Genomic DNA, 25,569 nt, shown 5'->3' with positions numbered 1-25,569 from the left:
ACAGTCTGGGTATGACTGAATTATCCAACAAGCGACTTCAAAAGAATGTGCCGATTCCACGGTCCGCAATAGTTGGGGATGTATGCGATCAGCACATAGCCGGTGCGCTGATACCAACCGGCAACCCCGTCATCCAGCGTTTCAATGATTGAATCCACGCAGCCTCTTTCGAGCGCCAGCGCCTCAAGCCTGCGCAATGCTTCGGCACCGAGCCCGGTTCCGCGCCATTGTTGATCGACCCACAGGAAATTGACAAACAAGCGTTGAAACTCTGTGCGGCCTGTAGCACCACCCATGAGCAACGAGTCTTCAGTGAGTGCACATGCAATGGAGCTGGCATTTCCGCCTAGTGGCTCGGATAAATCGCGTCCGGTGTCGATGACGCCATTTCTGATTGCTTGCAGAAAGCTGCTGTCGAGGTTGTCATCCGTTATCCATTTTCTCATTCCTGTGCCCCCTGCACGTTTGTGTAGAAAGTAAACAGGCAAATGAAATGCCAGGAGGCGGTGATTCAAAAGGTCCAGTTGCCGAAGCTGGGCTTACACTGCGATAAACCCTAGCGAATGGAAAGAGTTGTACGAGACACATTAAGCATGACGTGACGAGGAGGACCGCAAGCAATGGAATCGCAGGTTAGCTATCGAAAAGCGACGATGGACGATGTTCTGGATATCTGCAAATTGGGTCAATTGCTCAATGCCATCCACCACGAGGCACGCCCAGACATCTACAGCGCTGCCACTACGGACTATGCGCGCGACTTGCCTCACTGGATGAGAAGCTTCGAAAGCCCTTCTCATGTTGTCTACATCGCGCATGTCGATAACCGTGCGGCGGGCTTCATCACCGCCAGTCTTGCGTCGAGCAGCGGACCGTTGATGCAGCCTCTGGATTTAGTCCGCATAGGGTCGGTCTGCGTAGCTGAAGCGGAATGGGGGAAAGGTATCGGACGTTGCCTTTTGCAAATGGCCAAAGACTGGGCTATTCAGCAGGGAGCGAAAGATATCAGGCTGACGGTTTGGGCGTTCAATGCACAGGCCATACGGTTGTACACGGAGTTAGGCTATGAGACGCGTGCGCTCGAGATGGGAATGCGCCTGTAACAGGCTGGATTATCTACGAATGCATACTGTGTTTGTGCAGTGGGAGGCGCCACCACGTCTTCGAAGTAGCGCTGTCGCGCAGCAAACACCGGACCGTGGGAGGCGGCTTGCCGGCGATGAACGATGACGCGATTTCCCTGACATACCGGGTCGGCTGCATCGCCGGCAAGCCGCCTCCCACAAAAACGTGTTCATTCAGCAAATTAAGTGTTGTTTGTTAAGAGCGGCGCGCTCTTCTATAAAAAGCGCGCGCCTGATGAACCCTGCGGGTCAGTCACGATAGACAGGGTAATCCGTATACCCCTCGGCATTGCCGCCATACACCGTCGCCGGGTTCAGCGTATTCAAGGGCCAGTCATGTTTGATCCGCGCAGGCAGGTCGGGGTTGGCCATGAACGGGCGGCCGAACGCAACGAAGTCTGCCAGTCCTGAGTCCAGCAGTTTGGCACCCGACTCGGCGTTGTAGCGACCTGCGTAAATGATCGCGCCTTTGAAGGTGTCGCGCACTGCACGGCGGAAGGTTTCCGGCATGGCAGGGGCGTTGTCCCAATCGGCTTCGGCGATGGACAGGTACGCGATGCCCACATCCTGAAGGATCTTGATCGCCTCGATGTACGTGGTGTGCGGGTCTTCCTCGACCATGCCCAGGTAAGTGCGGGCTTCGTCGGTGGTCGTGAACAGTGGCGCAAAACGCACGCCGACCTTTTCCTTGCCGATGCATTCGGCCACACCCGCTACTACTTCGCGCAGAAAACGCAGGCGGTTCTGCAGCGATCCGCCGTACTGGTCGGTGCGAAGGTTGCTGTGCGCGGAAATGAACTGGTTGACCAGATAACCATTGGCGCAGTGCAGTTCGATACCGTCGAAGCCGGCTTCCATGGCGTTGCGCGCAGCCTGAATGTAAAGCTGGATCAGTTCCTGGACTTCATCAGTGCTCAGCGCTCGTGGAGCGGAGGGTGGAACCAGTTCGCCTGCGCCGGGGGCGGTTTCGATGAATACGCTGACGCGATCGGTGGCAACGGCAGAGGCCGACACCGGGGCATCGCCGTTTGGCTGCAAGGCGGTATGCGATACACGGCCCACATGCCAGAGCTGGGCGAAGATCACGCCGTCTTTGGCATGAACGGCTTCGGTCACTTTGCGCCATCCGGCAATCTGCTCTGCGGTATGAATGCCTGGAGTCCAGGCGTAACCCTGACCGCGCGGCTCGATCTGCGTGCCTTCAGTGACCAGCAGGCCAGCACCGACGCGCTGTTGGTAATACTCGGCCATCAATTCGTTGGCGACGTTGCCCGGTTGTGTGCTGCGCTGGCGGGTCAGCGGCGGCAGGACGATGCGGTTTTTCAGGGTGTGGGAACCCAGTTTAGCAGGGGTGAAGAAAGCGCTGTTTTTCATCGGTGTACCTTGTTTGGTCTGATTAGACCAGTCGACTAGTATTTGGGTGAAAATAAAACCGTGTGCCAGGCACACGGTTTCATGAGCTGCTGAAGAAGGATGCTGGCCTGCGGATCAGCCAAGCATCTTCAGAAGCTTGTCGGCCACTGCAGCCGAGCTGGCGGGGTTCTGACCCGTGACCAGTTGGCCGTCAACGACCACGTGGACTTGCCAGTCAGCGACTTTGGAGTAGTGGCCGCCAAGGCGTTGAAACTCATCTTCGATCAGAAAAGGCACGACGTCGGTCAGGCCGACCGCAGCTTCTTCGGCATTGGTGAAACCGGTCACTTCGCGGTGTTGGATCAACGGCTTGCCATCGGCTCCGACTACGTGACGCAACACGCCCGGTGCGTGGCAAACGAAGCCATGAGGCTTGTTGCTGCGATCAAAGGCTTCAATCAGCGCGATGGAATGCTTGTCTTCTGCCAGGTCCCACAGCGGGCCATGACCGCCTGGGTAGAACACCGCATCAAAGTCATCAGCGCTGACATCGGCCAGGCGACCGGTAGTGGCCAATGCCTGCTGAGCGGCAGGGTCATTGCGGAAACGATCAGTTTCGGCGGTCTGTGCATCCGGCTCATCGCTCTTCGGATCCAGTGGAGGCTGGCCGCCCGCTGGCGAAACCAGTGTGATCTCTGCGCCAGCGTCCTTGAAGGCGAAGTAGGGGGCGGCGAATTCTTCCAGCCAGAAGCCGGTTTTCTTGCCGGTGTTGCCGAGCTGATCGTGTGAGGTCAGAACCATCAAGATTTTCATAGCGCACCCTGTAGTTGGTCAGGCATCAGCGACGTGCAATGAATTTGCGTGCCCCGAGTACCTGTGGAATAGGTTGACGGGGCGCAGCATAGTTTCTAATTAGACCAGTCGTCTAGTAGTTTTTTTAACCCGAGGTTTTTCACCACCGGATGTGGCAAACTCTCGGTCATTCGAATACGACTGGTCTATTGCCTGGTAATCCGCCCCATGAAACCGACCTACGACGACACCCGCCAACACCTGCTCGACACCGGCCACCGGATGATGGCCGAGCGAGGCTTCACCAGCGTCGGCCTGAACGAACTGCTGCAGGCGGCAGGCGTGCCCAAGGGCTCGTTCTATCACTACTTCAAGTCCAAGGAGCTCTACGGCCAGGCCTTGCTGGAGGACTACTTTGTCGGCTACCTCGCTGACATGGAGCGACGTCTCACGCTGCCCGGTCTGAGCGCTTACGAGCGTTTGATGGACTACTGGCAGGGCTGGCAGGATCGCTGCGTGCCGGACGGGCAGGGCGACGAATGTCTCGTGGTCAAGCTCAGTGCCGAGGTGTCGGACCTGTCCGAAACCATGCGTCTTACGTTGCGTGACGGTACGGAGCGGGTCGTGTCGCGTATCACTGTTTGCATCGAGCAAGGACAGGCCGACAAGTGCCTGCCTGTCGGCGATGCCCGTGCACTGGCGGAGACGCTCTATCAGCTTTGGCTGGGAGCCAGTCTGCTGAACAAGTTGCAGCGCACCGGGCAGTCACTGGGCAGGGCGATGGAGACGACGAAGCGGTTGCTGAGTGTTTGATCGAACGCAACAGCCCGACTAGGTGGAATGACTGAGAATTGAATCAAGCAAGCCTGGAAAGCGTCTTTCAAGCTCATCCTTGCGAAGAGAGTTCATGTGGGCTGTACCAACCGTGCGGGTGCGCATCAATCCCGCATCACGCAGAACCCTGAAGTGATGAGAGACGCTTGATTTGGGGCGCCCTCCATCCAGCTCACCGCAGGTCGCTTCGGCCATGCTGTCGAGACGGCGAATGATCTCCATGCGTACAGGGTCGCTCAAGGCATAGAGAACACGCTCAAGAACGAACTCGCTGGCTTCCGGATGTTTGAGTGCTCTCATGATCAGCAACCTTTAACGCAGAACGGTTGGAGTGGATGCGATGTTTTCAGCGCACCTGACCTCTGAAAGCATCAAGGTTTTCACGAAGCCAATCGGACAACGAGCGGGGCGCGTTACCGGTGAGGTCTTCTACCGTGAAGGTTCGTTCTGTCAGTACGCAGTCATGGAAAACCCGGTCAAGCCCCACGATAATTTCAGCCACGAACGGAGAGAGTCCGTCGGCAACCAGCGCAGCATGCTGGGCGGCGGGAGTCCTGTGGGTATAGCTGACAGCGTGACCTAGCAAAACGGATAGTTCCTCGGCAATTTGCGGCATGGTCCAGTTTCCAGGTCCTGTCAGGTGATAGGCACGCCGGGAGCCTTTCTCCACATCTTCCAGTAGCGCTATACGCGCACAACTGGCCACGTCTCGAGTGTCGATCAGGTTGACGCGCCCATGCCCTGCGGCACCGGCCCAGGTGCCCATAGCAATGGCATTGCCAGCGCGTTTGAGTACGTCCATGAATGTGGTGGGTCTCAATACGGTAGAAGCCAGGGATTGCTGACCCAGATGCGCTTCTATCGTTGAATGCCAGGCGAATGGATTCATGGGGGTCGATGGCCCCATGACCGAAAGCTTTACGATGTGCTGCACACCTGCTTCTACGGCAGCGTCAATGAGGGCAACTTCATTGGCGACCTGTTGCACAGACGTACCGTGAGCAATGAACAGTTTATCGACACCTGCAAGCGCCTTTCCGAGCGTTGACGGTTGATCAAAATCCACTGTCGCAGACGCCACTCCCGCGATGGAGAACGGGGATGATTGTTGGCGTGTAAGCGCCACCAGGGTGACCGGGTCAGGTGCCAGTTGATTGATCAACTGCATGCCTACGCGGCCCGTAGCGCCTGCAATGGCGATGCGCAGTGGTTTCGTTTGCCTGTTGGATGGGTCAATCATGATGAATTTTCCGTATCATGGAACGATCAGTCCATCTATCCTGTACTGATCGTTCCAGCGTGTCAACGGAGGAATCATGAGCGGTAAACCGCAATATGATGAAAGCGCAGTGTTGAAAGCCGCTACAGGCGTTTTCTGGCGTCATGGGTATGCAAATGCCTCTGTGAGCGATCTGACCGAGGCGACGGGGCTGTCTCGATCAAGCCTGTATCAGCGCTTTCAAGACAAGGACGGGCTCTTCAACGAGTCCCTCCAACTGTATACCGAGCGCGTATTGGCCCGCATGAAATCGACTCGCGTACAGACCTCCAAAGCGAGCGTGGAAGCGCTGCTACGTGAGTTTCTGCCCAAAGAGTCTGATGTAACGCGTCCGTCTGGCTGTCTGATTTCGCGCAGCAACGCTGAGCAGGAAGGTCTTAGTGCCGCAGGAAAGAGCGCTGCGAACGCTGCTGCCTGCAAGCAGCGGCAGATTTTTCTGGAGATTTTGATGGATGGGCAAGTGGCAGGTGAGATCGAGCGCGACGTGGATGTGGATCTGTTGGCCTGGTATTACTTCGGAATATTGCAGTCGATTGTAAATCTGCCTTTGGTGGGTGCTAACAGCCAGACGCTTACCCGTCTCATTGATGTCGCCATGCTTGCATGGCCGCAAGGCAAGGCGTGAATGACGGTCGTGTTGAGGCTGCTTCGCCGACATCCGGAGACCCGTTGGCTGAACAGGTTGGCGTCGCTTCGATCAAGGCTTGCTTACATATAATTGGTAACTAATTGTTGGCTGATTGCCGCCCCGCATTTGATGTATACCCTTTTTCTTTTTTAGCCGTCGCCGCTGCACGAAGAGTGAAGGGTGAGCGTTAAGGACTGACCATGAAGCCCGAAAGCCAACCCGCCATGCAGACGAAAAGCGGCCCGATCACGTTTGCATGCAATGGATGCGGAATCTGCTGCAAAGGACGTCTCATACCCCTCACGCTTCAAGAGGCCGAGGAGTGGCTGGATCGCGGTAACGATGTCGCCGTCATACTTGAAGCGTTCGACCATTCGACCTACCTTGATCCGGCGCACTACGCCCACAGCGTCAAGCGCGCTGCGGAAGTGATCAGTGGCGAGGCACGCATCCAGGTGGTCGCCGTCTTTGCGGGTAACGCGCTGACACAATGCCCGAGTCTGGGTGAGGATAACCGCTGCGGAATCTACGAAGACCGGCCACTGGTCTGTCGAATCTATCCCATGGAAATCAACCCGTTTCTGACCCTGCGTCCTGAAGAAAAGGTGTGTCCGCCGGAAGTCTGGGAGTCGGGCGACGTGTTGTTTTCCGATCGGGTCGTTGACCCTGTCCTGGAAGATCAGATTCAACGCTCTCGCCAGGCTGACCGAGACGACGCCGGGGCCAAGATTGCCGTATGTGAACAGATGGGAATGAACGTCGCGGCCTGGAAAGGCGATGCCCTGGCTGTTTATCTGGCTGACCGCGTGTTACTGCGGCAGGCCATAAGGCTCGTCAGGGCTGGGGATCCTGGGCCTGCAAACGTGTCCTGGAAAGTTCGTGCCGATGATGCCGATCTTCATACCCGTCTGGACCTGGCGGGCGTTGAAATGGATTTTGGAAAACAGACGGACTACATCTTTCATTCCGTTGCCGTATGAGCCTGCCGGGTGATGGTTGTGCTTTTACGGAATGAAAAAAATACCGAGACGTCAGCGCAACCGTTGATACGCCAGCAACCGGTGCTCGGTCGCTCGAAACAGGCCAACCAGAGTAAATGCCACCAGCATGTAGAGCAGCGCAGCTATCCCGTAGGCCTGAAAAGTCTTGAAGGTGGCAGCGTTGACGTCGGCAGCAATTTTCAGAATATCGGGCACTGTTGCCGTAAAGGCGATGGCCGTGGCGTGCAGGACAAAAATGACTTCGTTACTGTAAGCGGGAAGTGCCCGGCGCAACATGCCGGGTATCAGCACGTGAATGAACAGTCCGTTGCGCGTCATGCCCAGCGCCAAAGCAGCCTCGATCTCGCCACGGGGCGTGGTGCGCAATACACCGGAGAGAATTTCGATGGTATAGGCGCAAGTATTCAAGGCCAGCGCCAGAATCACGCAATGCATACCGTCCTTGAAGAACCACCACAAGCCCGGCGACTCCCTTATGACGCTCAGACTGGCCATGCCGCTGTAGATAATCAACAACTGGACGAACAGCGGCGTACCGCGAAACACCAGGGTGTAGAGCCTGACCGGCAGAGCGAACCATGGGCTGCTGTAGGTGCGTATCAGGGCCAGCGGTATTGCTGCGAACAACCCGATGGCGGCGGACGTTACCAGTAGCCATAACGTAACGGCCAGACCGCTCCAGTGGTAACCGTCCGACCACAGGAAGTTCGGCCCGAACTCTTGCAGTATGTCGATCACGATAGCCTCCGCTTAGGCTCGATGCTGTAACGCCGCTCAAGCTGCTTGAGCGCAACACTTGAAAGGATTGCGAAGGCAAGGAATATCGCGGCAATCACCAGGTAGAAAAACATCTGCCTTGAAGTCGCGTTACCGGCCTGCTTGGCTACCTGCACCATGTCGTTGAGACCCAGCAGCGAAATCAGTCCGGCACCTTTCAACAGGACTTGCCAGATATTGCCGAGGCCAGGCAACGCAAAGCGCATCATCAACGGAAACCGGATGCGGTGCAGCACCTGCCAGTGACTCATGCCATAAGCACGAGCGGCTTCCAGTTGCCCAGGTGGAATGGCCTGGAACGCGCCGCGAAAGGTCTCCACGCAGTACGCTCCATAAATGAATCCCAGCGTTGCGATGGCTGTGCCGTAAGGGTTCAAAGGCCATGAATCCTGGCCAAACGCTTGCGCCATCTGGTTCAGTCCGATCTGTGCGCTGTAGTAAATGAGCAGCATCAGGACCAGGTCCGGAACACTGCGCACCAGTGTGGTGTAGAGGGTCGCGATCAGCCTCAGCGGTGCCAGTGGCGCCAGTTTTGCCAAGGCTCCCAGCAGGCCGAGCAGGACCGCGACGCAGGCAGCCCAGATGGCCACCTGAACGGTCAACCATGCCCCCTGAACAATGAGATAGCCGTACCCCTCAAGGAACATGATTTCAGGCTCCGCGGTGGTGGTTTATTGAGGCGAAATGTCGAAGTCGAAGTATTTTCTGGCGATAAGGTCGTAGGTGCCGTTTTCGTGAATCTTCTGGAGCGCCCGGTTGATGTCGTTGGCCAGCGCGGTGTCGCTTTTGCGCAAACCGATTCCTGTTCCCGGTCCGAAGATTTCAGGTGATTTGACGACGTCGCCGGCGTAGCTGAAACCCTTGCCTATCGGCTTCTTGAGCAAGCCTTCATTGATCGCGATGGCGTCGTCAAAAGCAGCATCGAGCCGTCCGTTGATCAAGTCCGAATAGGTCAGGTCGCTGCTTTGATAAGGCACTACCTCTACACCCTTCAAGCCCCACATCCGCTTGGCATAGACTTCGAACACGCTGCCTTGCTGCACACCAATGCGCTTGCCGCGCAAGGATTCTGCCGTCGGCTGCAAGGGGCTGCCTTGCGGTGCCACCAGACGGGCAGGGGTGTCGTACAGCGTGTCGGAAAAAGCGATTTCGTTCTTGCGCGCTTCGGTAATCGATAGCGCAGACAGGATGCCGTCGAACTTCTTGCCTTTAAGCGCCGAGATCATTCCGTCGAAGGCGTTTTCCACCCAGACACACCGACGTTTCAACTCGGTACACAGGCTTTCACCCAGCTCGATATCGAACCCTGTCAGCGAGCCGTCCGGTTGCTTGGACTCAAACGGCGGGTAGGTGGGGTCTACCCCGAAACGCAGCTCGTCACTGGCGCCCCAGCTCAGCAGTGGGAGTGCCGCGAACATTAATCCGATCAGACATTTTTTCATCGACAGGGTATCCACAACGGGTTGGTTGAACGGTCCGGGCACACGCCTGGAACAGCGCGTATCAGCCTTGGTTTTTCAAGGCATTTTTCAGGTGCTCGGAGCGTTCGACGTCCAGTGTCTGCCCATGACCAAAACCACCGTTCCAGCCGCAGACCTGAACGGCATAATCGACGCCGCGCACCAGACACTCCGCAAGGCCGTACCGGGCCTGATTCGCCAGCAGAAACGCGGCGATAAATCCATCTCCGGCCCCCATGCTGTCGACGACGCTGCAGGGCAGGCCAGGGTGTTCGTGGATCCCTTGCCCATCAGTCGCGAGCGCACCCCGCGCACCACGAGTGATGACCACGATCTTCGGACCCATGGCCTGCATCGAGAGCGCCAGTTCGTGCGCGTCTTGTGAAGGCAGGTCGGCGGCCGAGAAAAAGGCGATATCGACCTGCTCGATCAGACCTTTCCACTCGAACTCGACCCAGTTGTCCGAGAAGTCGAAAGACAGACAGCCACTTGCATGACGAATCTGCTCCAGCTGGTTTTCAAGCCCGCTATAGAGGCTGCTGTGCGCCAAGGGGAACTGCGCGATGTAGGCCAGATCCTCGGTGCTGAGTTGCAGCTGACGACAGACACCAGCATCGCTCCCGAGAAACACGCGCTCGCCATCGATGCTATCGACACACGCCCAGCCATTGGCGCCCGGCAGCGTTCGGCAACGGGACGTATCGACGTGTTCTTTCTGAAGGCTGTCGAGCAGACACTTGCCGTAACGGTCATCGCCCACGCAGCCCAGGTAGGCGCTGCGAGCGCCAAGCCGGGACGCAAATACCGCTGCGTTGAGCGCATTCCCGCCCGGATACTCAATGTTCCGGTCCAGGTAGACGTCCATGGTGTTGTCGCCGACCGCGATCAGGCTTGCCATGCTCAGTACTCCGTTTTCCACATATAGCGGCGAGTGGTCAGCGGTTGTTGATGCCAGACAGCCAGATGCGCGGCGATGCGTTCAACTGCGATGCCGACGATATAGGGCGCAACCATGGCGCGGATTTCGGGCTCGATCCCGACCATCGGGAAGTCCTTGGAGTCGTAGATCATGACCCGCTCGGTATAACGCTGGCAGAAGCTCACGACCCGTTCCATCTGCGCCCGGCTGGGATCTTCGCCAACCAGCAGCAACAACGGAGTAGAGGAATCAATGGCTTCGAACGGGCCATGGAAAAATTCCGCAGCTTCCACGGGCAGGCAGTGCAGCCACTGGCTTTCCATCACGACACACACGCCGAATACATAGGCAGTGGTAAACATCGGCCCCGACGCCAGGAAATACATGACGCGATCATCTTTATAGAGGCGCGCCTCTTCAGTGGCGCGTTGGTCGTTGTTGATTGCCGCATCCGCCAGCGCTTGCGGCAATGCCTTGAGTGAGCGGGTGAGCTTGTCGAGCAACGGCCAGCCTTCACGTTTGGCCAGAATGCCGCCGACCAGCGCCTGGAGGATCATGAAGCAACCGAAGTAAGCCTCGTCTGTTGGCCCTAGCAGGAAGCAATGTTGAACGGCTTTTGCCAGCGGCAACCCGGCCGTTTGCGTCACGCCCACGGTGAGACAGGGTTTGCCCTGAAGAAAGTGTGCAGCGGCGATGGTTTCCTGCGTCGTTCCGGACTTGGAGGCAAGCACCACCAGCGTGCGTTCGTCCAGGCGCGGCGGATCGATATCCATGAAATCGGCCGGGAAGTAGCGCCGGACTTCCAAGGAATGGCTATAGCGTTCAATCCAGTATTGCAGACCGAGCATGATGCGATTGGGCGCACCGCAACTGACGAAATAGATCCGGTCGATCCGCGTGGCCAGTTCCTGGCCGAAATGCTGGGCGTCGTCGACGATTTGAATGGATTGTTGCAAGGAAGCGATAAAGCCTTCCCGGTTGAACTGGATCGCCATGCGGACTCCTGAGTACCTTGTGAAGAGGCTGCTATTCGCCAATAATTAGACCAAAACCTATACCATGAAAAAGACCACTACAAGGCTTTTCCTTCATGGTCTAATAGGGCGAGTAAGCGATTTTGTATAAGGCTGATGGGCCGTTCGTTAACTAGGTCGCCTAGTGCGGGGACTTTTTGGCTGTAGCAGTCACACGAACCGCCAAGAAAAATAAATCGGGATGTAGACCATGAAGTTGACCAGTGAAAAACCTTCGGACACGGCGTTTCCTGCCCCTCTGCGCAAGCAGGTGGCCTGGCAGGCTGTGCAGGCATTGCTGGAAATGCTTGAGCGCCCGGAGTTCGGGCCGACTGAGCGTATTCCGGCGGAGCGGGACCTGGCTGAGCACCTGGGCATCAGCCGCATGACCTTGCGCAAGGCATTGCAGATACTGATCGACCGAGGTGTGCTTGAGCGTCGCGGCAACCGTGGAACCTTCGTGACGGCACCAGGCGTTGAGCGGCCACTCAATACGATGGCGCGCAAGGGTATCGCCCAAGTGGTTGAACAGGCCGGGGCTCGCCCAGGCAGCAAGCTGCTCTACTTTGAGCAAACCGCTGCAAGTGCTCGCGTCGCCAGACTGCTGAAGATCCAGGAAGGGGACGTGCTACTCACCATCAGGCGTCTGCGCACAGTGGACCAGAAGCCCTTCTGCATCGAGACCAGCTACATCCCCGCCGCCAAAGTCCCTGAACTGGTTGCTGCCGACCTGATTGAAGGGGCGTCGCTGTATGCGCTGTTGTCGGAGCGCTATCAGATCGAAATAGAAAGTGATGAAGGGACGTTAAGCGTTGCCACGATGAACGACCAGGAGGCCCGGTTGCTGGAGGTTGAACCCGGCACAGCCGCATTGGTTTATCGAGGCGTGATATTCGATACCCAAGGGCAGCCGGTCGAGTATCTGGTCTCGGTCAACCACCCCCAACGCGTCGTGTTCAAACTGGCAGACAGTCGGATCAATGGTTTCCATGCCCGTCCCTAGACCGCCGGATGCAGGCCAAAAACAATTTGACATATGTTATTTGTGATCACATATTGAGCGCATAAGAACGCCAATATGAGCCAGATCCATGACCGACAGTCCGACCCTCCTGCCCAGCATGCGCCAGGTTTCTCGCGATACCCTGCAGGATCAGATCTACCGTCAGATCCGTGAAGCGTTGATGAGCGGTCGTTTCCAGCCGGGCCAGAAGGTAACGATCCGTGGCCTCGCCGAGGCGCTGGGTTCCAGCCCGATGCCGGTCCGTGAAGCACTCAATCGCCTCAGTGCAGAGAATGCCTTCGAAGTCACCGAAACCTCACGTCTGCGTGTCCGCATGATGACGCCCGAGCGACTACGCGAGATTCGCGACGCCCGTGTTGCGCTCGAAGGCCTTCTGGCCGAGAAAGCGGTCCTTCTGCTCAAGGACATCGACCTCAAGGAAATCAGCCACCTCTGTGACCAGATGCAGCAGGCCGCCGACAGCGTCGATGTGCCCCGTTATCTGTGGACCAATTTTGCCTTCCACCGGCGTATCTACGCGGTAGCGAACGCTGAGCTGACCATCGCCGCCGTTGAGAATTTCTGGCTGCACATGGGCCCGTGCTTTGCGCTGGTGGCACCCGACAAGGCGCACCTTCAGCGCTCGATGGAGGCACACAACCGCATCGTTCAGGCGCTTGCCCAGCGCGATGGGGCTGCGGCCCGGGCGGCAGTCACCGACGACATCATGCAGGCCGCCGATTCCCTGGCGCGCCTGATCATCAAGAGCGGCCGTTCAAGGTCGTCTGTCTCTGGAGCAAAAAAAGCATGAGCGTTCTCGATCGACTGATTCCCTATAGCGGCCTGCGAGTACTGATCTCTGGAGGTGCCGCCGGCATTGGCGAAGTACTGGCGGCGGCTTACACCGAAGCCGGTGCACAGGTGCATGTGTGTGATGTCAGCGAAACCGCCCTCGCATCGTTTCGCGACCGGTATCCAGAGAGTGTCGCCACCCAAGCGGATGTGGGTAACCCTGCGCAGATCGAAGCGGTGTTCAAGGTCCAGCGCGAACGCTTCGGCGGTCTCGATGTGCTGATCAACAATGCCGGGATTGCAGGTCCTACGGCGGGCATCGACGCCATCACCGATGAAGATTGGCAGCGCACTGTCGACATCAACCTCACCGGACAATACCGCTTTGCTCATCACGCGGTTCCGCTGCTCAAGGCATCGCCCAACGCGCACATGATCCACATTGCTTCCGTTGCCGGCCGCCTGGGTTACGCGTGGCGCACACCGTATGCGGCGACCAAATGGGCCATTGTGGGTTTGATGAAATCCCTGGCATCCGAGTTGGGCGAAAGCGACATCCGCGTCAACGCGTTACTGCCCGGGATCGTCGAAGGCCCGCGCATGGACGGTGTGATTCGTGCCCGCGCCGAACAGATGAAAGTGCCTGAAGCCGAGATGCGCGAGGAGTACCTGAAAAAAATATCGCTCAGACGCATGGTCACCGCTGAAGACGTCGCGGCCATGGCGTTGTTCCTGTGTTCGCCCGCCGCGCGCAACGTGACCGGCCAGGCCATCAGCGTGGATGGCAACGTCGAGTACCTGTAGACGTCTCGATCTGAACGAAGATAACGGCCGTACGTATTCCGGTCGGGCAACCCCAATCACTTTCTCGCCAAGAACAAGAATGGAGAAGACTCATGCCCAAAAAACGCCCGGTGATCATCACCTGCGCCGTCACTGGCGCCATCCATACGCCTTCAATGTCGCCGCATTTGCCGATCACGCCGCAGGAAATTGCCGACGCGGCCATCGGTGCCGCTGAAGCGGGTGCATCGATTGTTCACCTGCATGCGCGCGACCCCCATGACGGTCGGCCCAGTCAGGACGTGGGTCTGTTCCGACAGTTTCTGCCGCAGATCAAAGCCAGCAGTGATGTGATCATCAACATCACCACTGGCGGCGCGCCGACCATGGGTGTGGAAGAGCGTCTGCAGCCGGTGGCGCAACTCAAGCCCGAGTTGGCGTCGTTGAACATGGGCTCCATGAACTTCGGCCTGTACGAAATGCTCGATCGCTTCACCGAGTTCAAGCATGACTGGGAGCGGCCATACCTGGCCGAAAGCGACGACCGGATTTTCCGTAACACTTTCCGCGACATCGCTCACATTCTCGATACCTGTGCTGAAAACCGCACTCGCTTTGAAATCGAATGCTATGACATTGGTCATTTGTACACCGCTGCGCATTTTCTGGAGCGTGGCCTGCTCAAGGCGCCGATTTTCATTCAGTCGGTGTTCGGCCTGCGAGGTGGCATCGGCGGTCACCCTGAAGACCTTGCGCATATGCGCCGTACGGCAGACCGCCTGTTTGGCGATGCCTATCAATGGTCGATTCTCGGCGCCGGTCGCAATCAGATTCCTCTAGGCACGATGGGCCTGTCGATGGGCAGTCATGTGCGCGTCGGTCTTGAAGACTCGCTGTGGGATGGGCCGGGCAAACTGGCAGCGTCCAACGCTGATCAGGTCAAACGTATCCGCACTGTGATCGAAGCCCTCGGCGGAAGCGTGGCGACGCCAGATGAGGCGAGGGAAATGCTCGACCTGAAGGGCAAGAATCAGGTCGACTTTTAACACCTGTTTTCAGTTACCCAACGTGCCATCTCAATAACAACAAGACAGAGGTGAAACATGCGTATCGAAGTCGTCGTGGACGTCAAGACCACGCTGGGCGAAGGGCCGGTCTGGGATGTCGAACAGCAACGGCTGTACTGGATCGACAGTTTCGACGGTCGGATCCTGCGCTGCACCGGGGACGGGCGCGAACTGCGCGCCTGGGATGTCGGGCAGAAAATAGGCTCCATGGCTCTGCGCAGGAATGGCGATGCAGCTATCGTCGCCCTGCAGCACGGGCTCTACAGTCTGGACTTGCCAACCGGCGATCTTGAACTGATCGTCGACCCTGAGCCTGGGCAGCCGAACAATCGGCTCAATGATGGCAAAGTCGATCGTCAGGGCCGATTCATCGTCGGTTCGATGGATACGCAGGAAGACCAGGCGAGCGCCAGGCTCTATCGTCTCGACCCGGACCTGAGCCTGCATACCCTGGACGAAGGCATCATCGTTTCCAACGGCCCATGTTGGAGCCCGAACGGCGAGACCTTCTATTTCGCTGACACCTGGTCCGGGGAACTCTGGGCTTACGACTACGACAATACGACCGGAACGGTTGCCAACCGCAGAACCTTCGCCAAGGTCGATACCTCCGGTGGCGGCGCTGCGGATGGCTGCACCGTGGATGCTGAAGGCTGCCTGTGGCAGGCGCTGGTGTATGCCGGAAAACTGGTGCGTTACACGCCGGACGGGCAGGTGGATCGCATCATCGACATGCCTGTGAAGAAGGTCACCAGCCTTACCTTCGGCGGACCGAATCTGGACACGCTGTTCGTCACCTCCATGGCCAAGCCGCCGCTGCCGCGCTTTCCCGAAGACGGCCAGCAACGGGGCGCCCTGTTCGCCATCACCGGGCTGGGTGTGCAAGGCATCGCCGAAAAACGCTTCGCCAGCTGATCGACCCGAAAAATCGGACCCGACCGTTAAGGACGACTGAACTCTCTTCACAGAGCGTGCGTGGCACGCCTGGAGATTCTCCCGTGCAAAATAATAAAAAAGCATCGCTGGGCCAGATCCATCGTTTCTCGTGGGTATCGTTACTGGTGTGTTGGTTGATCTGGATCCTCAACGCCTATGATCGCGAGATTGTCCTGCGCCTGGGGCCGACCATTTCCAAGCACTTCGATCTGTCGGCAGATCAGTGGGGCACACTGGCGACTGTCGTCATGCTGGCCCTGGCGGTTCTGGACATTCCCGGCTCCATCTGGAGTGACCGCTACGGCGGCGGCTGGAAACGGGCGCGTTTCCAGGTACCGCTGGTGCTGGGTTACACCGCGCTTTCGTTCCTTTCCGGCTTCAAAGCACTCAGTGCAAGCCTGGCCAGCTTCGTAGCCTTGCGGGTGGGCGTGAACCTGGGGGCCGGTTGGGGCGAGCCGGTCGGCGTCAGCAACACCGCAGAATGGTGGCCTGTGGAACGCCGGGGTTTTGCCCTTGGCGCTCACCACACCGGCTATCCCATCGGCGCGATGCTCAGTGGCATTGTCGCGAGCTTCGTGATCACCACATTCGGTGAAGAAAACTGGCGCTACGTGTTCTTCTTCGCGTTCGTTGTAGCGCTGCCATTGATGATTTTCTGGTCGCGTTATTCAACCGCCGAGCGCATCACCCAACTGTATGTCGACATTGCCGCCAAAGGCATGACCCCGCCGGACAGCACGCCATCAACCAACGTCAAAGGCCAGGCCTGGAAAACGTTCAAGGCCACGCTCGGCAATCGCAACATTGCCCTGACTGCCGGCAACACGATGCTGACGCAAGTGGTGTACATGGGCGTCAACATTGTCCTGCCCGCGTACCTGTACAACATACTTCACCTGTCGCTGGCCGAGTCGGCAGGCATGAGCGTGGTCTTCACGCTGACCGGCATCCTCGGGCAACTGGTCTGGCCGTCACTGTCGGACATCATCGGTCGCCGGGTGACATTGCTCATCTGCGGCGTGTGGATGGCTGCCAGCGTCGGTGCGTTCTACTTCGCCAGCACCACATTCATCATCATCGTCGTGCAACTGCTGTTTGGTCTGGTCGCCAACGCAGTCTGGCCGATTTACTACGCAGTAGCCTCTGACTCCGCACAGCCATCTGCCACCTCGACCGCCAACGGCATCATCACCACCGCGATGTTCATCGGTGGCGGTATCGCACCGATATTGATGGGCACACTGATCAGCATGGGCGGTGGCTGGACCAGCCTTCACGGCTACACGGTGTGTTTCTTTGTCATGGCAGGCTGCGCGCTCGGCGGGGCGTTCCTGCAGCTGTTTTCTCATCGGCGGCAGGTGTTGGTTGCTCAGACGGGGCTTTGATGGGTTTGGTCCCGGTGGCGAGGGCTGCCGGGATTTCAGTGGCCCAGAATGCGATTGCAGATGGCAACAGTGGCTAGGCTTTTTACGTGGGTTAAATCCATTTAATTGTGATTAAGACCTTATATCGTCCAATAAGCCACAATATCTGGGAATTAAGTCGCTTGATACCTAAGGGTATTAACTCTACAATTTTGGAGATTAACGATCAGCGAACGGGCCTGGTGCGCACTATGTTGGATTTGAGCTTCAGCAAGCCGAGCGAGGTTGTCAAACGCCTCTGCGATCGCCTGCGCACAGAGCGGCTGGCGCTGGACATGACACAAGCCGACCTGGCCGGACGTGCCGGCATCGGTACAAACACCGTGTCGAACCTTGAAGCCGGGCGCAATGTAGGATTCGAGAACGTCGTTCGTGTGGCGATGGCGCTTGGCCGAACCAGGGAGCTTGAAGGTTTGTTCCTGCCAAAGCTGGATAGCATCGAAGATATTCGGCGCTACGAAAACAGCGCCAATCGTCTTCGTACGAAGAGGAAGTCCGGCAATGCTTGAGCAGGTAAACGTCTTTTACGAGGGCTGGGGCGAGCGATGGCAATGGGGCACGCTGGTCTCCACGACCGCCCTGACCGGTCGCCCGCTGATCGTGTTCGAGTACAGCAATGAAGCCAGGCAAAGAGGCCTGGAGCTTTCTTCCTACACGCTCCCGTTGCAGGGGGCTCAGTTGCGCAAGGATTTCCCGGACCACCAACTGTACTTGCCCGGGCCCGTCTACGACTCCTTGCCCGATGGGTGGGGAATGTTGCTGATGGACCGTATGTTCAGGCGCCGCGGGCTCACCACGGCGCGCATCGGCTCACTGGAACGGTTGGCCTACATCGGCAGCAATGCCATGGGTGCCATGACGTTTGAACCCGTGGCGCCCGAAGGGCAGGGGGCTGACGTCCATATCCCGCTGGAAAAACTTGCCGCCGAAGTGCAGGAAGTGCTGTATGGAGACGGCGGCGAGTTTCTGCAGACATTGATGCTGGTCGGTGGCTCGCCTCAAGGAGCAAGGCCCAAGGCCCTCGTCTATCGCGATCCCGAAACCGGCGCGTTTACCACGGCGGTCACACCGGGTTTTGAAGCATGGCTGGTCAAGTTTCCGGCCAAAGAAGAGCATGCCGAAGTGTGCGCTATCGAAATGGCCTACGCCGAGTGCCTGCGCATGTGCGGGATTGAAACCCCTGACACGCAATACTTCAGTTTGCCTGATGGGCTGGCTGCGTTTTCCAGCAAGCGATTCGACCGCCAGGAGGGTCTGCGCATCCCCATGCAAAGCCTTGCCGCCTTTACAGGGGCCAATTACCGGTCTCCGGGCGTATTGGATTACGTCAATTTCCTGCGTGCAACACAGATGTGTACCAACGACGTCCGAGAGATGGCGGTGGCCTTCGAACGTGCCGTCTTCAATGTTGCATTCAACAACCGAGACGATCACCCCAAGAACTTTGCTTACATCATGTCGCAAGACGGTCAGTGGAAACTGTCGCCGGCTTACGACGTGACCTTCTGTGAAGGGCCGGGTGGATATCACCAGATGGATGTGATGGGAGAAGCCCTGTCGATTTCCCGCGCACAAATGCTTCGGCTTGCCGAAGAGGCCGAGGTAACTCCGGATGTTGCCGGTAGGATGATTGATGGTATTTGTGATGTGGCGAGCCGGTTTACGAGCGTTGCAGAGAAGCTGTGTCCTGGGGGTATTACTTCAGACACCTTGCGCGTGATTCAGGGCCGTATTGATCAGAACGTGGCTCGGCTAAGCTGAGGTCGAGCGTGCAACGGTCGTCGCTGGAGATCGGGAGTTGTGTGCGAAGCTTATAATCGATGCTGGGGTGTGCTTTGAGCAAGAGGGGTCCTGTGCTTTCGAAGATGAGGGTGTTCTGTATTTCAAACATCATATAAAAAACCCACCCAACAAAACCTAAAGACTATCCGGATCCCCCAAAAACATTTTGACTTGGCTCTAGGACGGTGTTTACAGCCCGAAAAAAACTAATTGTGCCCCCAATTTTGCCCCCATTCGCACCGCGAGCGATCGCGAATGGCGATTTCTGACCAACTCCAATATGGCAGTGACTGGTATTCAGTGCGCCTCCGTATACTGGATGAACAGCCCTTATCTGGCAAATCCTTGCTCGTTCGGAAGAGGGAATTGGTAATGAGTCGATATCTTCAAACGGAGATGTCGGATCTGTTTCTCAGCACCTTGAATTGCCCCGGATTCTCTAGACACCATGCAAGCTCATTCGCGCGGCAAGTGTGATCGCGATCGGCGCCTCACCGAAAATGAACACGGATTACACACGACTTCGTACACGCTGAGTGGTCTAGCCGGACTCTTATGAAATCTGATATCGGGTTTCTGTTGCTCATTCGTCATTTTTATCGGAAACGCTGGTGATATGGATCGCGTTTGCGCCATCGTCGCCAGTCAGATACAGCCGCAGGGCGAAAAGCAATTCAGGGGTTTGGTCGCCCTGGGGCTTCTCGATGTTGATCTGTACACGGGAATAAAGGTAACCATTCGACTGTGCAACAAACTCCGTCACACGCTCGACCTGATTGGCCAACTCCTTGGTGATTTTCTGATGGGGCTGAAGAAGCATCCTGATCTGAGCGTGCGGGGAGTTGCGTGCTCGAAGCAATCCCAGCAAAAGCTCAAGCGGTTCGGTGGTAGATTGGAGCCAGTTGAGGGTTGTCCTTTTGTCATTAATCTTCTTTCTGGGCGGGCACGGCTTGATTTGACCTAGGACAGTGTTCAGCGAATCAAGAATGGCCGTCATCTGTTCCACATCAAATCGTTCAACAAAGTGCCTGTCTCGCCAGATGGCGTAAGCAAACACACGAAGGGCGCTCTCCGTCGGACGTTCCATAAATCCGGACAGGATGGATTGCTGCCATGGCTCGACAACACGACCGAGCGCAAAGCCGATGGCCCGTGGGTTGCCAATTCTATCCTTGCTGACCTGCTCGGTTATCCACTGAACGCATTCATCGGGAGCATCGCTGTGCATGCAGCACATTAAAAAACGGATTTCGTCTTTGATCTGTTTCGGAAGCTGACTTTCGTGCAACAGGGACGTGAGGTAGTGGATGTTGGCTCGGGTTGCGTCAGCAAAGGCCTGGGGGCATTCTGCATCGTCAATCGAACGCCCATCACGCCAGATCTGGATCACAGGGTAGTAAAGGGCTTTGCGCATTTTGATGACCTGCGCACTGATTGACGCGTCATCGAAAACCTTGAGGCGCTCTATTTCCTGATGATGTTCACCCGCAATATTTCGGCCGGAGTACTTTCCAGCGTTCTCGACGACTTCAAATGAAATCCTGCTGCCTTCGATAAAGTCCGCGTGGCTTGTGCCATCAATGAACTTTTTTTGATGAATGAAGACCTTTTTTGCAGATAGATCCATGTTGGCAAATGTGAAATCCCCTTCGTGCTTGTCCGGGCGCCATATCGTACTGATGACACCGGTTGTCCTGTTTCGGGGACGTATATAGATATCCTGATCCAGCCGTGCGACTGCGTTCGTTATCCAATCAAGTAGATCAGAAGTTTCATCGCCGCCATCCTTCGGTACGTGGTGCAGATCCGCCCATGTCATCGGGGCAGGATATTGGGGGGCAGGGGCGTCGGTGATGATCACGTCTGCAGTGCGGCACCATGTAGCGTGTACCTGCTGGAACGATCCGTTTCGCGGTTTGAAAATCAGTTTGTAAGGATCGTCCGCACCATATTCAAAAGTCAGGCGGAGCTCGCATACGGCGTCTTTCTCGAGTGGAAACGCCGGCGATTCCAAACGGGCCGAATATCCGAGGTCTTCGGTACTGTCGCCCAGAAACAAAGGAAATTGATAAAAAGCTTTGTTAGCGGGGAGCGTGAAATCTTCGCGAACCTCAACAGCGACAGGCTTGCCACGCAGCGGTTTGACGGTCGTACCACGGGAAACAAGGTGGCAGCGCCGATGAAGTCCATCCCTGACGGCCTTGATCGAGAGTTCGGGAATCTGGTCGCGCCACAGTGCGATCCCCCCTGCGCGTTGTTGCAGGGAATGAAGGCGTGTGCCTCCGATCACCGGACTGTTCGTCAAGTTGATCGCGAAAGCGAATTGCCCGATGCGCGGGTCGTTTTTCAAGTCCGCAGCGTCGACGACAGGGAGCTTTGCGCGAGGTGCTTCAAGCCATTGCCCTTGATCGTCGAGTGTGGGGATCTCGTACTTTTTTTCTTCGTGCATCTCTGGCGACGTGTTCGAGATGATGACCGAAGGATGGCGCTCCCAATAAAAACCGTTCGTTTCGGGCAAGACTTTCTTGAGTTCCGGGTCGAACCTGGCAATCAACTTGGTGACGCAAGTTTTGCCGCCAACGCTATCGATAACCACGATCGCGGAGTCATTTCTGATTTTCGAGTAATCAGCTCGCTGAAAGGCCGCGGCGATGCTGCGGGGCAGGGGGGTCGCATTCTGGAACCGGGCGTTGATATTGCGCCGGATAACGTCAAGCTCGAAATCGTTGAGGGTGTCGGGAACCAGCCAGATCAGCGTCTCGTGCCTGAACAAGCTGTGTAGTCTTGAGGCAAATGCGCGGGCGGCAGAGTCCAGTTGCTCGGGATCGGTTCTGGAGAAAAACAGATCCGCCCAAGACAGGGTAGTCGCCTGCGCATGAGCATAAATCCCATCGGAGGCGAAAAGGTCGAGCGCCACCGCGGTATTCGCATCGCGCCATTTTTGCCAGAGAAACGCGTCGGGCAGAGAGCTGAGGGTTGTACCTGTGGCATAACGAGGGCGCAGGGTAGCGAAATCGACACAAACCGGAGCACAGATATCTTCAACACTGACGTTGCGGTTGATTGTCTCCGTTACTCGCTGAGCGACGACTTTTGAGAGCCACGGTCGAATTTCGAAACGGTCGTAATCGAAAAATACCGGCATGTCCGCGAAGCGGTGAGTGCCGTCCCGCCACATCTGGGCATAGGTGTTCCACAAACGTTTGGTCCGGATACGTTCCGGCAGCCTCGAATGATCGGCTGAGAGGTCATCCTCCAGCGACTGAAGCAAGCGCCAGGCATCCCATACACGGCGGTAGTCGCGGTGCGACAGGAGCGTGTTGTTCGGCGGCAGGTTCTCCCAGCGACCGATGTCGCGGGCGTCGCCGGAACGTAGCCAGGTCAGGATTTGCAGGAGCAGATCATCTTCGTGTCCGAGAATATCCCGGCGCAGTTCTAGTAGCTGTGCGAGATGCTCGACAAAGGCTTTTAGCAGGCGGTTTTCTGGCAAGTTGATCGATTGAAACCGACGAACGCCCTGCAGGTAAGGGTTACCTGCCAGTTTTTCTCGGATATTGCGTCCTGGCCGGTTGCTGAGCTTCATGAAACTGGTGGCATCGAGTTCGCGTACGGCATGAACCGGCAGCAGCGCCTGTTCGCGACGGGGTGCTTCGTTAAGCCCACGGAAAAGGCGCTCAACCGAGTGGCGGCTGTGTTCAACGATTCGCCAGAGTCGGTCGCGAGCCGGGGTCTCTGCAGACGGCGGCGAATACCCGGAGATTCTTGCCAGCAGCGATGACAGCGATTGAGGCAGCGCTTGTCCGCTTCTCGGGTCGAATTCGACGGCATGGCAGAACCAGTCTGACTGATCGAGCAACGTGCGGATGACGTCGCTGTCCTTTTGCGTGCCTCGGTTATCGGCGTAGAGCCCGGACAGCGAGATGTCCGCCGGTGATGAAAGGTCAGTTACCATTGCTGACGATTCTCCCGGCCTTTGCGCTTGCCTCCAGTTGTCTGCGCAACTCATCGCGTTTTTCAGCAGACCTCCCGTTCCACATCTTGTGGCGCTTGTTCTGATCGACCTCGTCTTTCATGTACAAGGTTGGAGGGGTTTCTTCAGCGTCCATGGTCGATCTCGCGACGTGCTTGCTGTCCTCCGTCGCCGATTGCGGGGCTGGCGTATTCAGATAGTTTGCCGATTGCCAGATGAACTGGCCGTAGCCGAGTTCGCAGGCGAGGTCGAAGTCTTCACGAAGATTGAATGGTTTACCGATAACACCCCCCGTAATGAGCTGGTTGCGGATTTTATCGAGGCAGTCAGTCTGGCTTTTGCCGCGAGTGTCTATCCCGCGAAGCTTGGGCATGACCTTCTGCACAAGTTGATCCTCGAAGGCGATGTGCATCGCGTCGAGCAGCCGGGTTTCGTCTTTAGCCTCTTGAGCCGCGCGGACGTCCGGATAGTTTGCCATGTAATATTCGACGGACTGCCAAACCCGATGACCCAACGCCCGGCCGGAAACAGACAACGCCTCATTCAGTTTCTCGATGAACTGCATGAAGGGATTGATTTGTTCTTCCGAGAAGGTGCTTTCTCTGGTTTGCCAGTCATCCCAAGTCTTTCTGTGTAGCGTGTCGCCACGATTACTCTCATTGAGAGGCTTGAGCTTCAGGCGACGTTTAAGCTCGGTCGGACGCGGGAAGTTGATGATAATTGAGCGGTCAATCACCTTGTCAGAAAGTGATTTGGTGGTTTCATCCTGATTCATTGTTCCCGCCCACAGGACGTTACGGCCTAGCGGAAGTTTGTAAGGCTCCATTCCCGCGCCGATTTTTACCGGTAGAAACGGTACATCCTTGCCTTTCTTGCCACGCCGCAGTTCAAGCTTGCTCAAGAACTCGGCAAAGTAGAGTTCAGGGTGAGCAAGGTTCATTTCATCAAGCAGTACCAGGCAGACGGCGTCAGACAACCCCGGATAATCCTCACTCCATTGCTTTTGGCTCTGCGCGAGCAAATGCAGGACTGGCTGGGCGTCGAACTTGTTATCAATCGAATTGAAGAAGCCAAGCATCGACTCCTGCGAATCCCAGTTTGGCTGGACCGACAGCGGCTCGAAGTAAATGCCGCCAAAGTGCGAGTAGAGGCGCGGCAGTTCGGATTTACCGGTGCCGGAGACGCCTGAGAGTACGGTGACCGGGGACCATTCGGACGTTTTCAGCGCTGTATGGAAGGCTTTCAGGATGCGCGGATTGAAATTCAATCCGTAGGCGGTGCATGCGTTGCCAATGCCCGTGAGCCATGCCATTTCAGTGATTCCGCGCTGCGCAGGCTGTACCACTTTTTCTGCAGCGATGTGCGGAATCTCGATTTCCTTGTGACGTGCCTCGACTTCCGCAGGGCGTTCGTAAGCAGTGCGAAGGCGGTTGAGTTCGGCTTGCGCTTCGTTTGCCGAACCTTCGAAGATGGAAGCCCTATGCGACAAGGACACGTTTTGTGCATGGAACTCGGCATTTTTGCGGCGCAACTCACCAACCTCCGCGACATCGGCGCTGTTGCTCTCGATTTGTCGGGATAGTTCGTCTGCTCTGGCCTTCTGAGTTTTGTACTCCGACTCGAACGCCTGAGTCCTCAGACGCATATCTTCGGTAGGCCTTGTGGCGAGATCTTCCCGCAGACGCTTGAGTTCATCGGTCTGGCTGTTCAACTCGCGAAGGACTTCGGCCGGGTCTTTACCGCCGAGCTGACGTTTCAACTGCTCAAACACGCCGATAAGGTCGGTTTGTGTAGCGAGGCTGTCCCGCAGGCGCTGGTTATCCTCGACATAGGATTCTTTGTGCCTGTTCAGTGATTTGTGCGCCTCTTCCAGATTCGCAGCAAGATCTTCAGCAAGTTGGTCGTTTCGTCTGTTCCATTGTTGCTCCTGCCGCTGCTCTCTGCGCTCCAGATTCCGCTCGGAAATTTCCAGTTCGGTTTTTCGGCCGTGAATGTCGCCTTGCAGGGCGGACAACGCGGCTTTCTGTTTCGCAAGTTCCGAATACTCCCTGTCCAGCAAGGCGCGTGCATCTTCGTGATGCTTCGCCCAGGCTTCGCGTTCTTTGGATATGTCGATACGGATGCGGTCGCGCTCGAGGTTTTCGGCATCGCCAACTTCGGATAGGCGTTTGGCCCTTAGCTTGGCTATCTCTTCTTCTAGGGAAGAAGTTTGCTGTTCACGATTTTCAGCAATCTTTCGTTCGGCGTCGGTACGTAGAGTGCGTAACTCATCGCTCAGGCCGGTACGTTTATTGCGCAGTTCAACTTCCAGTCCGACACGTTTGTTGTGCAGTTCAACTTCCAAGCCGGCACGTTTATCGTACAGTTCAACTTCGAACGCGGCACGCTTATCGAGCAATTCAGTTGCCAGCGCGGCACGCTCGTTGGCAATTTCGGCCTTGAGTTTTTGCTTGAACTGAATGAGTCCGGCCATTTTCTGACTGATTTCGGCATCGGCGCGCCGCTGCTCTTCATCAAAGGATTGTTCACGCTCGGCAAGCGCGAGTTCGCGGGCAGCCATGTCGGTTTCGCGCATCAGCTCAGCGGCATGCTGCTTCGCGGCATCTTCCAATTTGCCAGAGTCGTCCATTCC

24 protein-coding genes are annotated in these 25,569 nt (G+C 56.9%); 12 read left to right on the top strand and 12 right to left on the bottom strand.

Annotation, left to right across the window (positions count from 1 at the left end; genetic code table 11):
* Positions 1-20: 20 nt before the first annotated feature.
* Positions 21-446, bottom strand: a complete 426-nt coding sequence (locus CFBP1590_RS14760) for a GNAT family N-acetyltransferase (protein ID WP_088235379.1) — start codon at positions 444-446, stop codon at positions 21-23.
* A gap of 174 nt (positions 447-620) precedes the next feature.
* On the opposite strand from CFBP1590_RS14760, the gene CFBP1590_RS14755 reads away from it, so the two are divergent.
* The gene (locus CFBP1590_RS14755; RefSeq protein WP_088235378.1) at positions 621-1,103 is read left to right on the top strand and encodes a GNAT family N-acetyltransferase; all 483 of its coding nucleotides are present in this window, start codon (positions 621-623) and stop codon (positions 1,101-1,103) included.
* Positions 1,104-1,373: 270 nt separating this feature from the next.
* Here the strand turns inward: CFBP1590_RS14755 and CFBP1590_RS14750 are convergent, their stop codons facing one another.
* Both CFBP1590_RS14750 and CFBP1590_RS14745 read right to left on the bottom strand, forming a co-directional pair.
* Positions 1,374-2,498, bottom strand: coding sequence for an alkene reductase (locus CFBP1590_RS14750; protein ID WP_088235377.1), 1,125 nt, complete (start codon positions 2,496-2,498; stop codon positions 1,374-1,376).
* Positions 2,499-2,612: 114 nt separating this feature from the next.
* Complete coding sequence (locus tag CFBP1590_RS14745; RefSeq protein ID WP_058432705.1) at positions 2,613-3,290, bottom strand: type 1 glutamine amidotransferase domain-containing protein; 678 nt, start codon at positions 3,288-3,290, stop codon at positions 2,613-2,615.
* Between the two features lie 207 nt (positions 3,291-3,497).
* On the opposite strand from CFBP1590_RS14745, the gene curR reads away from it, so the two are divergent.
* A complete protein-coding gene (gene curR, locus CFBP1590_RS14740) occupies positions 3,498-4,082 on the top strand; it encodes a TetR family transcriptional repressor CurR (RefSeq protein WP_004879628.1) in 585 nt (194 codons plus the stop codon).
* Positions 4,083-4,100: 18 nt separating this feature from the next.
* On the opposite strand, the gene CFBP1590_RS14735 is transcribed toward curR, so the two are convergent.
* On the bottom strand, positions 4,101-4,403 hold the full coding sequence (locus CFBP1590_RS14735; RefSeq protein ID WP_069144134.1) for an ArsR/SmtB family transcription factor: 303 nt from the start codon (positions 4,401-4,403) through the stop codon (positions 4,101-4,103).
* A gap of 46 nt (positions 4,404-4,449) precedes the next feature.
* On the bottom strand, positions 4,450-5,343 hold the full coding sequence (locus CFBP1590_RS14730) for an NmrA family NAD(P)-binding protein (protein WP_088235376.1): 894 nt from the start codon (positions 5,341-5,343) through the stop codon (positions 4,450-4,452).
* Positions 5,344-5,419: 76 nt separating this feature from the next.
* On the opposite strand from CFBP1590_RS14730, the gene CFBP1590_RS14725 reads away from it, so the two are divergent.
* Together CFBP1590_RS14725 and CFBP1590_RS14720 are read left to right on the top strand one after the other, a co-directional pair.
* The gene (locus CFBP1590_RS14725) at positions 5,420-6,007 is read left to right on the top strand and encodes a TetR/AcrR family transcriptional regulator (protein ID WP_088235375.1); all 588 of its coding nucleotides are present in this window, start codon (positions 5,420-5,422) and stop codon (positions 6,005-6,007) included.
* A 203-nt stretch (positions 6,008-6,210) separates the two neighbouring features.
* Complete coding sequence (locus CFBP1590_RS14720; protein ID WP_088235374.1) at positions 6,211-6,990, top strand: YkgJ family cysteine cluster protein; 780 nt, start codon at positions 6,211-6,213, stop codon at positions 6,988-6,990.
* Positions 6,991-7,041: 51 nt separating this feature from the next.
* On the opposite strand, the gene hisM is transcribed toward CFBP1590_RS14720, so the two are convergent.
* The 5 genes from hisM to CFBP1590_RS14695 all read right to left on the bottom strand — a co-directional run bounded on the left by hisM (position 7,042) and on the right by CFBP1590_RS14695 (position 11,162).
* The gene (gene hisM, locus CFBP1590_RS14715; protein WP_088235373.1) at positions 7,042-7,749 is read right to left on the bottom strand and encodes a histidine ABC transporter permease HisM; all 708 of its coding nucleotides are present in this window, start codon (positions 7,747-7,749) and stop codon (positions 7,042-7,044) included.
* The gene (locus CFBP1590_RS14710) at positions 7,746-8,435 is read right to left on the bottom strand and encodes an ABC transporter permease (RefSeq protein WP_088235372.1); all 690 of its coding nucleotides are present in this window, start codon (positions 8,433-8,435) and stop codon (positions 7,746-7,748) included. The genes hisM and CFBP1590_RS14710 overlap by 4 nt, the downstream gene beginning before the upstream one ends.
* 24 nt (positions 8,436-8,459) lie before the next feature.
* Entirely contained in the window at positions 8,460-9,230 is a 771-nt protein-coding gene (locus CFBP1590_RS14705) for an ABC transporter substrate-binding protein (protein WP_088235371.1), read from the bottom strand.
* A 61-nt stretch (positions 9,231-9,291) separates the two neighbouring features.
* Positions 9,292-10,146: a PfkB family carbohydrate kinase gene (locus CFBP1590_RS14700; RefSeq protein WP_088235370.1), complete on the bottom strand. Its 855-nt coding sequence runs from the start codon at positions 10,144-10,146 to the stop codon at positions 9,292-9,294.
* 2 nt (positions 10,147-10,148) lie between these two features.
* Positions 10,149-11,162, bottom strand: coding sequence for an SIS domain-containing protein (locus CFBP1590_RS14695; protein WP_088235369.1), 1,014 nt, complete (start codon positions 11,160-11,162; stop codon positions 10,149-10,151).
* 229 nt (positions 11,163-11,391) lie between these two features.
* On the opposite strand from CFBP1590_RS14695, the gene CFBP1590_RS14690 reads away from it, so the two are divergent.
* The 8 genes from CFBP1590_RS14690 (at position 11,392) to CFBP1590_RS14655 (ending at position 18,946) form a co-directional block, all read left to right on the top strand.
* The gene (locus tag CFBP1590_RS14690; protein ID WP_004879611.1) at positions 11,392-12,183 is read left to right on the top strand and encodes a GntR family transcriptional regulator; all 792 of its coding nucleotides are present in this window, start codon (positions 11,392-11,394) and stop codon (positions 12,181-12,183) included.
* An 88-nt stretch (positions 12,184-12,271) separates the two neighbouring features.
* Positions 12,272-12,994 carry a GntR family transcriptional regulator gene (locus CFBP1590_RS14685; RefSeq protein WP_029244375.1) on the top strand — a complete coding sequence of 241 codons (723 nt, stop codon included), beginning with the start codon at positions 12,272-12,274 and terminating at the stop codon, positions 12,992-12,994.
* On the top strand, positions 12,991-13,779 hold the full coding sequence (locus CFBP1590_RS14680) for an SDR family oxidoreductase (protein ID WP_029244374.1): 789 nt from the start codon (positions 12,991-12,993) through the stop codon (positions 13,777-13,779). The genes CFBP1590_RS14685 and CFBP1590_RS14680 overlap by 4 nt, the downstream gene beginning before the upstream one ends.
* 92 nt (positions 13,780-13,871) lie before the next feature.
* Positions 13,872-14,804 carry a 3,5-dioxohexanoate:acetyl-CoA acetone transferase gene (kce, locus tag CFBP1590_RS14675; RefSeq protein ID WP_058432715.1) on the top strand — a complete coding sequence of 311 codons (933 nt, stop codon included), beginning with the start codon at positions 13,872-13,874 and terminating at the stop codon, positions 14,802-14,804.
* Between the two features lie 57 nt (positions 14,805-14,861).
* On the top strand, positions 14,862-15,740 hold the full coding sequence (locus CFBP1590_RS14670; RefSeq protein WP_004879605.1) for an SMP-30/gluconolactonase/LRE family protein: 879 nt from the start codon (positions 14,862-14,864) through the stop codon (positions 15,738-15,740).
* A gap of 83 nt (positions 15,741-15,823) precedes the next feature.
* On the top strand, positions 15,824-17,146 hold the full coding sequence (locus tag CFBP1590_RS14665; protein WP_088235368.1) for an MFS transporter: 1,323 nt from the start codon (positions 15,824-15,826) through the stop codon (positions 17,144-17,146).
* Positions 17,147-17,376: 230 nt separating this feature from the next.
* A complete protein-coding gene (locus tag CFBP1590_RS14660; RefSeq protein WP_025993022.1) occupies positions 17,377-17,694 on the top strand; it encodes a helix-turn-helix domain-containing protein in 318 nt (105 codons plus the stop codon).
* A complete protein-coding gene (locus tag CFBP1590_RS14655) occupies positions 17,687-18,946 on the top strand; it encodes a type II toxin-antitoxin system HipA family toxin (protein WP_088235367.1) in 1,260 nt (419 codons plus the stop codon). Before CFBP1590_RS14660 ends, CFBP1590_RS14655 begins: the two co-directional genes overlap by 8 nt.
* A gap of 604 nt (positions 18,947-19,550) precedes the next feature.
* Here the strand turns inward: CFBP1590_RS14655 and CFBP1590_RS14650 are convergent.
* A complete protein-coding gene (locus CFBP1590_RS14650) occupies positions 19,551-22,919 on the bottom strand; it encodes a DNA-binding protein (protein ID WP_088235366.1) in 3,369 nt (1,122 codons plus the stop codon).
* A complete protein-coding gene (locus tag CFBP1590_RS14645) occupies positions 22,909-25,566 on the bottom strand; it encodes a DUF8727 domain-containing protein (protein ID WP_088235365.1) in 2,658 nt (885 codons plus the stop codon). Before CFBP1590_RS14645 ends, CFBP1590_RS14650 begins: the two co-directional genes overlap by 11 nt.
* Positions 25,567-25,569: the final 3 nt, after the last annotated feature.

Source organism: Pseudomonas viridiflava (genome assembly GCF_900184295.1).
GTDB classification, from domain to species: domain Bacteria; phylum Pseudomonadota; class Gammaproteobacteria; order Pseudomonadales; family Pseudomonadaceae; genus Aquipseudomonas; species Aquipseudomonas viridiflava.
This window is presented reverse-complemented; position numbering and strand designations above follow the sequence as displayed.